This window comes from Halorubrum distributum JCM 13561 (genome assembly GCF_000337395.1).
Lineage (GTDB): Archaea > Halobacteriota > Halobacteria > Halobacteriales > Haloferacaceae > Halorubrum > Halorubrum distributum.
The window spans coordinates 179,394-192,283 of the sequence record NZ_AOJF01000057.1; the positions used below are offsets into that span (position 1 = coordinate 179,394).

Here is a 12,890-nt window from a genome sequence, read left to right on the forward strand (position 1 = left end):
GGTTGGAAGGGGCCTTACTACAGGGAGCTGAAGGGGGCCCTACCGCAAGGAGGCTCCTGCTACGGAAGAACTGCGTAAAACAGTCACCATCAAATTCTGTACAGGTGGTTACAGCGGAGTTTCGTCGACATCGCCATCGTCGTCATATGCGTCCGTCACACCCGCTGGTTCGTTTTCGAGTCGGTCGTGCGCCGTTTTCCACTCCTTCGTCGCTTCGGGGCTATCGGCACCGTGTTCGGTGTGGCGTTCCCGGACGTTCATTAGGACCGGCGTGTTCATCGCGTCCCCTGCCACGACGGCTTGCCCGGGCGTGAGTCCGGGCAACTCATCGAGTACGTCCTCGCCGGCGCTCTCGACCGACGTGCGGATCGCCTGCTGGTCGTTCGGGTTCTGTATCTGCATGATGATCTGCGTGCCGCACTGTGACAACACGTCGGGATCGATTTTCGACGGGCGTTGACTGATGATACCGACCCCGAACCCGAACTTCCGCCCTTCCGAAAGGATCCGACGGAGAATCCCGAGACTCCGAGCGTCCCCGTCCGGGGCGAACCGGTGGCCCTCCTCGAACAGCGAGAAAACGGGGTGGTTGATCGCGTCGTCCTCACCGCGCGTCGCCGCTTCCCGGGCCTCGTACAGTTTCCGGAGCAACGCCGCGGCGAGCATTTGCTGGTCGGACTGAGATAGTCGATTGAGTTTGAGGACCGTGACTTGCCCGGGCGCGACGAGGTCTGTGAGTTCGTCGCGCGCTGCCGGTACGAACAAGTCCCGGTTCAGCGACTTGTTCAACCGCCACGCGAGCGCATCGACCGTCCCGCTGCGCTCTCCCTCAATGGCCTCGCATTTGTTGATGATGTCTTGCGGCGTGATGTGGTTGCTCTCGTCGGTCAGGTCTCGCCAGGCTTCGTTGAGTACGTACCGCATCCGGTCGCTCGGCCCGTCAAGCAACGCGAGCAAGTCGCTGTACGTGAGATCCGGGATCGGGATCGTGATCTCGTCTGGCGTGATGATCTCCACCTCGGGCCGGTACCCGTCGTCCCCCTCGAACACGTGGCTGTGTTCGTCGCGCCGCATCTCGGGGAGCGTGTCGTACTCCGCGTGCGGGTCGAACACCAGCATCGCGGCGCGCGACGCCGGTCGCATCATCTCCTCGATCAGAACGCTCGCCGTGTAGGATTTCCCGCTCCCGGTCGATGCGAGGATCGCCAGGTGCGTCGCCGCGAACTTGTCGATCGGGATGTGCATATTCGCGGCCCCGTGCGGCCGGTTCAACAGCCAGCCGAGGTGCGCCGTGCCGCTTTCGGAGTCCCAGTCTGCGCTCGGCAGCACGGCTTCCAGGTACGCGTCGGCGGCGAGCTGGAGTCGCGTCCCGGGCTGCGGTTGGATGCGCGGGTTCGTGAACGTCGAGATCTGCTCGTCGAAGTACCCGATCGTTCGCGCCGTGAACCGGCTGAGTTCCGTGTCCTCCGTCGGGACACCGAGGGCACCGGCGACCTCATCCGGATCCACGTCCGGGTTCGCCAGGAACTCGCCCGGTAACCCGCGTTCCTGTGTCGTGTTCGTCACCCGAGCGAGGATCGCTTCCTGCTCACCGGCGACCGTCGCGTTGTACGCGACGAATTCCCCGGTTCGAAGGTCTTTGTCACCGGGGGCGATGAACTCGAACTCCGACGGGTCGTCTCCGGGGCACGCGACCGTCCCGACAGGCGTCCCAGTGAGCGCTGGAACGTCGCGTGTCACCGGCGGACTCGGGAGGCCGTGTTCGTCGCTCGTCATCGAAGCACCCCGCGGCTCTCGCTGGACTGCCAGCGGACTTTCTTCTCGACGACATCTAACACGGCGTCGGCGTCCGTGAGTCGCCGTAACCGGTCCACGATGGCTAACGCGACTTCCGGGCCGAACTGGTCGGCCGTTGCGATCAGTCGCTCGTAGTACTCCAAGTTCAGCGTCCCGTCGTGCGTATGGAACTGCCGGAACCCGTCGTCCGAGAGCGCGTACACGAAGTCGTCGATGTCCAGCGTCCACCGCGGCATCGACTGCGACACCGCGGTGAACGACTGCGGATCGCCGCCTGCCTCGCCGTTCGAGTGCTGGTGCGGGTCGGCGTCGAGTTCGGCCGTGCCGAGGAGCGCGATCCCGAGCATCGTCTGCTTCTCATTCACGTACCCCGGGACGAACATCTCCTGGTCCGGGGCGGAAAGCCGCGGGCCGTCCCGTCCCTGATCGGGGTCAACGAGTCGTGTGTCGTACACGACGCCGACCACGGCGTACGGAGTGCCGCGAACAGTTTCCGTGGCGTACACGGGCTGGCCGAACTCGTACTCGTCGCGTGACGGCGGGTCCTCACGCTCGCCATCTCGGAACGCCTGCGCGACGTAGTCCATCTGCGTGTTGGAGTGTACAATGCTGCCTAACGCCGTGTCGGTCGGCGCGATCGCCGGCGTCGAATCGTCCGCGTTTGATTGTTGTGTCATGAGTTGTGTGATTGTGTTATCGGCGGCGACGTTCCTTCGAGAGGGCTTTCGCGTCCCACTCGATCGGTAAGTCGTGTTCGTCGGCGAACTCCTGTACGAGCGCCAGGAACCGGTTTTTCGCCCCGGTGTCGAGCACCGCGTTGGCGTCGGCCTGCTGGAGTATCTCTGGGTACCCGCGCCCGACGCCGGCTTCCGCTCGCACGACGTCGAACACGTACTCCGCCCGGTCGTCCCGAAGCACCCACCCGGGAAGCTCGACGCGATCGAGGGCGTCCCCGCCCGGAACGTTGAGGTACGCGAACAACACGTCGTCCCAGAACTCGTAGTCCTCGCCGCGGTACTGCGTCGTTAACGCGTCAACCGCGCCGTCTTGCCGGTTGCTGAATAACTGCGACCGGTCGCCCCAGTGGTCGATGAATGGGTCCAGGATCCGGGAGTCCGCGACGAACGGCCGGTCACCCAACGCGTCCGGGTACCGCCGGCGCAGCAGTTTCGCCAGGTTCGTGCTGCCGCTCCCGGCCGTGTACCCGACGACCGGGACGCCGTGGTGTTCCGACGCCGCCAACACCATCGACATCGGCTCACGGTAATACTCGTCCCGGACGTCCGGCGCGAACGTGTTGGCGAACGACGGGACGAGCGGCCCGTCGTACAACACGACCGGCGGCGGCGTCACATCAGCGAACCGCTCGATACAATCGATGATCGTCCGCGCCTCCTCGCGGTACCGTTCGTGCGCCGGTGCCTGCCCGTCCACGTACCGCCGCCCGTCATCACGGTCCTCCGTCAAGTCCGCAGGAACGAGCAGCCGCATTGAGACGTCCTCCTCGTAATCGCGGGACGGTGAGTGCCCGTTCCGGCACCACGCTGTCTGTACCAGGCCGAGCGGGACGGTGAACTCGCGCGTCGGCCCGATCTCCGACCCGTCCGCCGCCACCGTCGACACGCCCGCTAACACGTCGGCCGCGAACTCGTTCACCGCCTCGTGATTATCCCACGGCACCGACGCGTCGAACGGCACGACCGGGCCCGACACCGCGTCCCATTCGCGCGTCGGGACCGCGCCCGGGTACGAGTCGCGGTCATCACCGACCGCGTCACGAACCGCCGCTTGCGACTCAGTCACCGCGTCACGGAGCCGGTCACGGTACACTTCGACGACACGCGTGTCATCGTGCGTGAACCGGTGAATCTCCGCTTTGTTCGCTTCCAGTTGCTCGGCGACGCGTTCAGGGTACAACGGCATTACTGAGACACCACCCGCGTCACCTCGTCAGTCTCGTCCTTTTCGAGCACGACCGCGCGCTCAGTCATCGCCTCGAACGTCCGGTCGTGACTCACCACAGTCAACTGCCCGAGCCCCTCCAGCGACTCCAACTGATTCACGAGGTTCTGCTTCTTCTCCGTGTCCAGGTTCGCCGTCGGCTCGTCGAGGAACGCCATCCCGACGCTCGCCAACCGTTCGAGAATCGCTAACCGGACCGCGAGCGCCGCCGCCATCTTCTCCCCGCCGGACAGCGAATCGAACGGCTTGTCCTGCCCCTTCACGCGGACACGGAGGTTGTACGTCTTATCCCACACCAGCGTCTCCGTCGGATTCCCGCGGAGCTGCTGAAACACCTCATTCGCGCGGTGCCCGATCTCCGTCGTGATCAACTCACGCAAATCCGCCGCCCCCTGCTGTAACGTATTCCGCGACCACCCGGCAAACCGCTTGTCACGTTCCAGCTCAGTAATCTCCACTTCGAGCGCTTCCTTTTCCGACTGCTTTTCGTACAGATCGTCCAGCTTGCTCTGTTTGTCATTCAAATTCTCTTCAACGGTCTCTCGCTTCCCTGTGAGCTGGTTTTTCTCTGCTTCGAACGCATCAATATCGGTATTTAGGGCCTCGAACCGGTCCTCGTCGAACTCCGACTCCAACTCGCTGATCTCCTCTCGGACCCTCTCCGCTTCAGATCGGAGATCTGCTAACTCTGACTCCGCTTCCTCGACCGCATCTTCTCGCTTGTCACGTTTACCCGCCTCTTCCTCGTGAGCGATGTACGTTTCATACCCTTCCTTCGTCTCCGCTAACGTCTCTTTGACCGCTTCAAGCTCCGAATCAAGATCACCGTACGACGCGATTTCTTCGTCGAGCTCCGCAACTTCAGCCTCTAACTCTTCGATACGCTCCCGGAGCGACTCCAACTCTGCTTCAGCGGACTCGTTATCCTCGTACCGTGTCTTCGCTGTCGTGTACTCAGTTTCAACGCCATCGAGTGCTTTGAGGCGACGCTGCTTCTCAGGGAGATCGTCGGTGCGGGCTTCGAGCTCGGACTGCTCGCTCTGTAACTCCTCGATAGTCGATTCGAGGTTTCCGATTTTCTCACGCAGATCATCGATCTCGGACTCGTGTGTAGGGATTTCCGACACCGCGTCGGCCGCGGCCTCAGCATCATCAATGTCATCGGCGAGTTCGTTGAGCCGCGAGTCGATCCGCGGGAGTTCCGACGACTCGATCTCCTCGATTCGCTCCGTATTCTCCTCGATCACCGAATCGTGGTGCTCGGCCGTGATCGGCCGATCACACGTCGGACACGGCACGTCCGATGCCTCATCCACATCGATTTCCCGCAACTCCTCGTTTTGCGCTTCTAACTCCTCTACTTCTTTTTCGAGCGACTCTCGTTCGACAGACAACTCATGACGCTCGTCGCGCAGAGTTTCGAGTTTCTCGGCCTCGTCACGCCGCGCCTCAGCAGCCTCGATCTGATCTTCCAGTTCCGCGATTTCGTCTTCGAGGTCCGAAATCTCGGATTCGTACTCGCTGATCTCCGAATCGATCTCAGCGATCCGCTCTTCGGCCTCCTCCAGTTCCTCGACCTCCGTCTCTAACTCTCGGTACTCCTCGACGTCCGGTTCGAGTTCTTCGAGCCGCTCCTTGGCCTGCTCTGCCGTCTCAACCGCCTCCTCTTTCTGCTCAGCTTTGGCCTGCTTTCGCTCGATTTCTCCTTCGATTTCGTCGCGTTCATCGACCAACTCATCGCGCTTAGCGATTTCCTCCTCCAACCGTTCACGCTCGCTCTCTGCCTCGCGGTGTGCCTCGTACTCGTCTTCGACGTCGGACAGCGTTTCGACGGCAGCCTCGGCGTCCGCCAACGCTTCCTCGGCTTGTTCAAGCTCCCGCTCTGCCGAGGGGATCTTCGTGTCCTCAAGCGATTCCAACTCACCCCGCTTCTCATCAAGCGCAGCCTCGACTTCCTCAAGCGCCGTGTGCTCTGCCTGTAGTACCGTCACACGGTGTTCTATCGTCGCAATCTCCGCCTCATGCTCCCGTAACTTGTCTTCTAACTCTTCGACTTCCGATTCGACGTCTGGTAGGTTACTCAACTCGCCGCGGAGTTCGCTGACTTCCTCGTTTTTCGCGGTGATTTCCTCGTCGAATTCGCTTTCCAGACCGCTCAGCGATTTGTACGCCTCCCGGTACCGCTCGATATCGAACAACGGGTCGAACGTATCCACGCGCTCCTTCTCGCTTTGCGTGAAGTCCGCGAGGAAACTCGTCTGCGGCACCCCGACGCTCCGCTCCCACACTTCCGATAAATCGTCCGCGTCGTCCACGCCGAGTTTCTCCGCGACCCACTCTTTGATCGCCGACCCGGTGTCCAGTCCGAGCGCGTCCCCGTTCGCATCGAGCACGTCGAACTTGTACCGCCCCGCCCAACGCCGCACCGTGTACACCTCGCCCGTCTCGACGACCCGGAACGTCACTTCGACGTGGCCGGAATTCTCGCCATCTCGCACGAGCCGGTCTTGATTGTCGAACGGGTGCGTGTCGAACAACGCGAACCCGATCGCTTCCTGTACCGTGCTTTTCCCCGATCCGTTCTCCCCGACGATCGCCGTGACGCCGTCGCCGAGTTCGATCGTCGTCCGGTCCGCGTAACTCTTGAAATCCTCTAACGTCACCGATTCGATAACGACCGTCACTCCGCCTCACCTCCTTCAGCGGCGGCCGCCTCGTCCGTCTCCCCCGGCTCGCCGACGCCGTCCGGGAACAACTCCCGGCGGCGCTCTCGCAAGTACGACGCCGCCTCACCGACACCGGCGTCGTCCTCGGTGACGAGTCCCTCTAGTTCGTCGAGCGTCGCCGCGACGTCGTCCGCGGCGGTACTGTACCGCGACTCCTCAGCGAGCGTCGTGAACACGCGTTCCTGTAACGCGTCCGTGTTCACCGTTCCGTCAGCCGCGAACGCCTCGTCACGGTCAATATCGCCGAGCAGCTCCTGAATCGCTTTCCGCTCCGTGTTATCCGTCGGCTGTACGTACAACGCCCCCAGCGTCTCCTCTGTGATGTCTCGTAACGCATCGACGTCGAACGCGACGTGATCAAGCAACAGCGTCCCCGTTAACCGCAGGTTCACAATCGGATCACGACGCGACCCGTCACCTGTCTGGAACTCGGCGTTGCTACACACACTCTCAACCCTGCCTTGCTCGTCACGCACCGCGTCCTCGAACGCCGCGCGCAGATCGTCGAACGTCCGGTACCCCGACACATCAAACTCGACTGTCACGTACGGCCGTCGCTTCGACACGCGGTGATCCGCCGACCAGTCAGCCGCATCCACCACGTAGTACCCGTGCGCGTCGTCCCACCGTCCCTCCTGAACCGAGAACGCTTCCAAACTCCCCGGGTTATACACGTTCTCCACCTCGTACCGCTTGTGAATGTGGCCGAGCGCCACGTAATCCACCGCGTCCATCAGCGGCGTCAACGACGCGACCGACACCGTCGCACCCAGATCCGGCACCGCGTCATCCACCCCGAAGTGCGCCAACACCACCGTCGCCGCCGGCTCCCCTTCAGCCGCGTTCACAGCTTCGATCCCGTCCACGACAACCGGAATCTGGCGTTCCATGTACGCCCCGCGGTACTGAACACCGAACACGCGAACCGTCCCCTCGTCCGTCTCCAAATCAACGTACCCGCCGCCACCCTCCCGCGGAGACTCCGCGTCAGTCGGAGCGAACGACACGCGGTCATCAGCGAAATCAGCCGACAACAACGTGATCAGTCCCTTGTTATTCAGATACTGTAACCACGTCAAATCCCGTCGGCGACTCATGTTCTGATCATGATTCCCCGGACTCACGATCACCGGCACCTCGACATCCGCAAGAACGTCTTCCACCGATGCGAGCGTCTCCGGCCGCACGTCCCGGCTATCGAACAAGTCGCCCGGGAGTAGTATTGCGTCGGCATCCTCAGCCGAAACTTGCGACAGCGCGTGCTGGAACGAGAGTTTCGCATCAGTCGCCCGCTGCGGTACGCCGTACTGCTGCCGACCGAGATGAATATCCGCCAAATGGAGGAATCTCGTCACACGTGTATCACTTCCCGGCGGGGATATAAACCCACCCTCGGCGGGGTGAAAGTAAAAAGAGAATCAAGACGCGTAATTCAATTGCTACGCACCACGGGCGACACTCAAATCAGCTACCGCGTATCTTGAATGCGCTGTCGGCTTCTACAAGGGGATGTCATTATAGCTGATACATCCAAGATGCGGGTAGATGAAAGGAGCCAACCCCCGGGGGAAGCTGTGGAGATCTTTGTAGATACAATCTGTAAATATACCTATCGTAATGTTCTTAAATTACCTCTATATTATTGTTAATCGGGTTCTGACACTAAAATGAGATTAAGTGAATTTCATGTTAAGAGGTTCAAACCGATAGAAGAGGATGGTTTCGAATCAATCGAAGAACTCTCAGTACTGATTGGAAAGAACGACGCAGGCAAATCATCGTTTCTGGAAGCGGTTAGGATCTTCCTCGAAGAGAAGGGAAAGCCCGAACCCAACCACTTCCACATGGGTGAATCAGAGGAATTAGTCTTCACTGGACGATTTGAAGGGATTCCAGATGAATTGTCGGACCAACTCACGGACTCTGTAGACACCTCGGACGGGACTCTTAAGATCGTCCGAAAGTACACTAATAACGGGGAACGCGCACCATCCCGGACAACACTATTGGGAGAAGACGAGCAGGAAACACTAGGTAAAGGGACGATTGTAGACGATGGCGAAGAACTCAATAAGAAACCGTCGCGCGAGCGAATTTGGTCGCACATCCCCGAGCCTATCTACATTCCCGCTGAGCGGGATATCTCCGAGCAGACCAAGTTCAAGTCCAACACGTGGATCGATCGTCTCCTGAGCCCGCTCCTCCACGATAGCGAGTCACTCAGCCAAAAGCGGGAATCACTTGAAGAGGAGCTCCAAGATGAGGTTGGAGATCTCTCAGACCTCATCGAAGGCCGGCTGGTGAGCCGAATGGACTCAATCAGCCAAGTGAATGTCAATCCCGGAGAGATTGACCTGGGAAAAGCGTTCACTCCCTCGATTACGGTCAAGGATCACTCCACCGACACGCCCGTTCCAGTCGGGGAACGTGGCTCGGGGGTTGGAAGCATGTTTGTTCTTTCGCTGGTCGAGGCCTATCGGGATCGGCACGTCGATGAGGGGTACTTCCTCCTTTTTGAAGAGCCAGGCGTTTGGCTCCACCCCGAAGCGAAACGAGAAATGCTGGGATCGCTCAAACAGATTGCCCGATCCGGAGGGCAAATAATGCTGTCCACACACTCGCCAATCTTCATCGATCGTCGGGGTCGTGGCGACCTCCATCTCGTACAGCGAGAAGAGGGGGTAACATCGATTCGGACGATCGACGAAGACTATCTCTCCGCAGTAGAAGAACTGGGTGCGCGGAACAGCGACATACTTCAAAGCGACTTCGTCATTTACACTGAAGGCCCTACTGACGCGAGTATCCTCCGAACTGTAGCGCAGGAGTATATTGAGGACTGGGAGCGGAAAAATATAACAATCCAACACCTCGGTGGAACAGGCAATATCCAGAACTGTAACCCAGAGGATTTGGAGGAAATCAACCGCAACTTCTGCTTCTTGTTGGACAGCGATCGCCGGCAAGAGGATGATACTCCTTCAGAAGCCGTACAGCAGATCCAAGCAGACTGTAGAGGACTACGAGCATTCGCACACATTCTGGAAAAACGAGAGATAGAGAACTACTTCTCAGCAACTGGAATCAATGAAACACGTGGACTTGACGTAGACCCCGGGTTTGTCGGAGACTATGAGAACATCCCTCAAAAGCTCCGTTCCGCAATTGCGACAGAGCATGTTGGCGAAGAGGGAGCGTCGTTAGAAGAGCGGAGATGTATAGAGTGTGGTCACATCGAAGAACCAGACTCTGGCAAACATTACGACAAAAAGCAAGGTGTAGAGATTGTCGAAGCGATGTATAGAGAAGGCGAAGAAATCGAAGAACTTCACGAATTCTTGGATAGAGTCACGGATCAGTTATAACTGCTAATCTACGATGGAAATGGCGTTTTAGTTAGAAAGATCAGACGGGTTTAGATTGTTCTATCGTATTATAACCTTTTCCAGCATTCGACGCATCGGATTCTTCGCTTCTGTTGGTTAAGACAAGTGAGATTCTGTTTTGCCTGACTCAAACCGCCCCGTGTCGGGCATCGATCTCATCGAGCATATCCAGCGCCTTCCGAATTGATGTCCGAATAGCATCACTACCGTTGACGAGCTTACCCTCGTCACCAACGTGATCATCGAGGTCATCAAGCAATCCTTGAGAAATTTCCACACTCACCTTCGGCATCTACTCGTATTCGCAGAGGAATATCTTCACAGTGTCGCACACCACACCAATCCCAGCCAGAGTCCAGTAGTACACTCAGACTGCCGAGAAATGAATAGAATCTGGGCCGATAGGTTACGAGAACTCCGGCCGCTCAACATACGCAATCGGATCGCGTGACTCGGCGTTCCGGAACGCCTCAAGCCGGAACGCACACGCGTCACACGCCCCACACGCCGGCTCCTCGCCACGGTAACACGACCACGTCGACTCGTACGGCACACCGAGCTCCAACTCGCGCTCCGCGATTTCCGTTTTCGACCACTCGACGAACAGAGACTTCAACTCAATCTCTGTTTCCGGTTTCGTCCCGACATCGATCACGTTCTGAAAGGCGTCGAAAAAGGCCGGGCGACAATCAGGGTACCCGGAGAAATCTTCTGAGTGAGCACCGATGAACAGCGCCTTCGACTCAGTCGCTTCCGCGTACGACGACGCCATCGACAACAGGTTCGGGTTCCGGAAGGCGACGTCCTGAGCACGGATATACCTCTGGTCGGCGGCATCATTTTATTATCTCGCTCCTTCGCAGTAGGTTCAATGCAAGAGTCAGGTGTTAGCAGTGACCGTTTCATCGAACTACTTGACGAGTTGAATGACGAACCGACGGCGATGTTCGATATCCTAGGGATCGGACAAGATGAACGGGCTCATACTCGAATGTTGGCTTGGCTCCTCGATCCAAACGGAACTCATGGGTTGGGTGACGTGTTTCTCAAGGATCTTTCGTCAAAGGTAAATATCGATCTCTCGGCCGATCTCGAAAACGCAACGGTGACCACGTTCGACCAACTGCCCGAAAACACCGAACTAGATATCGTTATAGAGGTGTCCGAAACAATCGTTTGCCTGGAAATCAAAACCCGAGGCCAGCTCGGCACCGATCAGTGGAGCCGGCAAACAGATTACTTAGAAGCGGTTGTCGACGGCTCCAAAAATCGTGACGGAGGTGCATTCGATCACTGGGAGTACGTATACGTCACTAGTGATTCGTCCCACGATCCGAGATTCATCGCCAATCGAATCACATGGAAAACGATTGGAGAGTTGATCACACCGCACATCGGACAGATCGAACAAAATAAGGATGTCATTCGGATTCGAGAATGGACGGGGACGATCACGGACCACCTCACCGGCTCAACCGGAATTTCGCCCTCAACTGAACTGCAACTGCGGTTTCCATCGTTGGTTGCTGACTTCGAGATCGACGTCGATTTTGCCTCCGTTGAATCCGACCGACAGCGACTACTGAGTGCGTTCTGGAACTGGCTTGCGGACGCGCATCCGCCGATGGTGGAGGGTTCCGACGGTTGGGAAGCCACCCGCTCCCGAGTTGAGGCTCGAACGAAATATCTTCGCCTCCGGAAAGAAGCGTGGCCGGATACGCTCCGTTTCGAGATACAGGCTACCCCCAAGCGATTGACCTCCCGCGAACAGCATCCGAGTACACATGACGCATACCGAACGAGAAATTCACATATCGAGATCACACTCTCCTACACAGATAATCCCGAACACGCCCGGGACCATTTGCTGGACCAGCTTTCCAGGCGAGACAAGCAGCGTCTTGCGGAGGGCGGATTCAACCTAGTCCGCGACGAACTACCCGACTCCTGCGACGCCGATCGGAATCCGTATCACGTCTACTCCAAGCAGATCCTGTTCGATTTTACGTGCCCCGACGAGACGATTCGCGGACTCCAAGAAGGGATCAACATCCTCGCACAACTCGAAGACGCCCTCGACTCCTTTACACCTCCGTACTAAGCTTCTGCCAGAGAGTCAACTCCACGATGTCCGCCAGAGTTCTGAAATCAGTCGGTAAGCCAGCTTCATTAGCCTCCTCGTCGGAGCGTGTTTACGCCGGTTAGGCCTCCGAGAACGGCTTGGCACGGCGGTACACCATCTCCATTGGAAGCCCCTTCGCGTCGGTCGGAGGGTCGCTCGGTAGGTGGTGGAACGCATCATCGGGTGCACGCGCCGTCAGCGCGAGCGCCAGCGCGTCGATCACGTCGTCGGCGGCAGGCTCAACGTCACCGTCGGCAACCGACTGCACGACTGTTCGCCAAGAACCCTCGGTGTACTCCGGAACCGACTCCAGTAACGAGAGACGCTCGACGACGCCCGGAGCGGTCTTTTTGCTGTGTGACAGCGGCGTCGACCCAAACGCTCGGAAACACACCTCGGGGTGTCCCTCAAAAACGGTGTCCGTCGCTTCCGTGTCTAAGAGGAACTCCTCAACCTCGACGATTCCCGGGGCAATGTTTGCGGCCTGCTGTGTGAGACCCTTCCCAGTGTGGGATCTGTTCATTTCGTTCACCTCGCTGTATTCTGCGCCTTCGGCGGCCAGCCGTACTGCGGGTCGAGACGGCGCCGTGAAGACGGACGATGAACGCGGGCCGATCACGGGGCGCGCGAGGTCGTCACACCGGCGCGAGCGCTCGCCATCGGTCTCGACACAGCAGGCCGAGTCGTCGTCGCGCGAGCCACACAGGCCGATCGGGACATCGACGACGATCCGCCGAGCGGTCACTCGGTGTGCATCCCAGAGGTCGCCGATGGTATCGAAGAGCGCGGCCTCAACGGCTCCATTGGCCGTGTAACCAACTGCAATCCATGACCCGTCCGCCCGATCTGCTCCGATGTCGCGCCAGGTGGCCTCGCTCATGCACTGACGCCTCAGTC

The 12,890-nt window shown here is 59.1% G+C and carries 10 protein-coding genes; 2 read left to right on the forward strand and 8 right to left on the reverse strand.

Going from position 1 to position 12,890, the window contains the following annotated elements; all coding sequences use genetic code 11:
* Positions 1 to 108: 108 nt before the first annotated feature.
* The 5 genes from C470_RS14290 to C470_RS14310 are packed head-to-tail and all read right to left on the reverse strand — an operon-like array spanning position 109 to position 7,840.
* Positions 109 to 1,776 (reverse strand): ATP-binding protein, encoded by a 1,668-nt coding sequence (locus C470_RS14290; RefSeq protein ID WP_008368135.1) that lies wholly within the window; start codon positions 1,774 to 1,776, stop codon positions 109 to 111.
* Complete coding sequence (locus tag C470_RS14295) at positions 1,773 to 2,474, reverse strand: hypothetical protein (RefSeq protein WP_049908767.1); 702 nt, start codon at positions 2,472 to 2,474, stop codon at positions 1,773 to 1,775. Before C470_RS14295 ends, C470_RS14290 begins: the two co-directional genes overlap by 4 nt.
* 16 nt (positions 2,475 to 2,490) lie before the next feature.
* Positions 2,491 to 3,720, reverse strand: a complete 1,230-nt coding sequence (locus tag C470_RS14300) for a DNA double-strand break repair nuclease NurA (RefSeq protein ID WP_008368140.1) — start codon at positions 3,718 to 3,720, stop codon at positions 2,491 to 2,493.
* Complete coding sequence (locus C470_RS14305) at positions 3,720 to 6,443, reverse strand: AAA family ATPase (protein WP_008368143.1); 2,724 nt, start codon at positions 6,441 to 6,443, stop codon at positions 3,720 to 3,722. Before C470_RS14305 ends, C470_RS14300 begins: the two co-directional genes overlap by 1 nt.
* A complete protein-coding gene (locus C470_RS14310) occupies positions 6,440 to 7,840 on the reverse strand; it encodes a metallophosphoesterase family protein (RefSeq protein WP_008368145.1) in 1,401 nt (466 codons plus the stop codon). The genes C470_RS14305 and C470_RS14310 overlap by 4 nt, the downstream gene beginning before the upstream one ends.
* 312 nt (positions 7,841 to 8,152) lie before the next feature.
* Between C470_RS14310 and C470_RS15440 the strand changes: the two genes are divergently transcribed.
* On the forward strand, positions 8,153 to 9,850 hold the full coding sequence (locus C470_RS15440; RefSeq protein ID WP_008368147.1) for an ATP-dependent nuclease: 1,698 nt from the start codon (positions 8,153 to 8,155) through the stop codon (positions 9,848 to 9,850).
* A 148-nt stretch (positions 9,851 to 9,998) separates the two neighbouring features.
* Here C470_RS15440 and C470_RS15445 read toward each other — a convergent pair whose 3' ends face one another.
* Entirely contained in the window at positions 9,999 to 10,163 is a 165-nt protein-coding gene (locus tag C470_RS15445; RefSeq protein WP_008368149.1) for a ribbon-helix-helix domain-containing protein, read from the reverse strand.
* A gap of 114 nt (positions 10,164 to 10,277) precedes the next feature.
* Entirely contained in the window at positions 10,278 to 10,688 is a 411-nt protein-coding gene (locus C470_RS14315; RefSeq protein WP_082226696.1) for a 7-cyano-7-deazaguanine synthase, read from the reverse strand.
* A gap of 54 nt (positions 10,689 to 10,742) precedes the next feature.
* Between C470_RS14315 and C470_RS15450 the strand changes: the two genes are divergently transcribed.
* On the forward strand, positions 10,743 to 11,972 hold the full coding sequence (locus tag C470_RS15450) for a PDDEXK-like family protein (RefSeq protein ID WP_082226698.1): 1,230 nt from the start codon (positions 10,743 to 10,745) through the stop codon (positions 11,970 to 11,972).
* A 100-nt stretch (positions 11,973 to 12,072) separates the two neighbouring features.
* Here the strand turns inward: C470_RS15450 and C470_RS14325 are convergent, their stop codons facing one another.
* Entirely contained in the window at positions 12,073 to 12,873 is an 801-nt protein-coding gene (locus C470_RS14325; protein WP_008368155.1) for a DUF429 domain-containing protein, read from the reverse strand.
* Between the last annotated feature and the right edge of the window lie 17 nt (positions 12,874 to 12,890).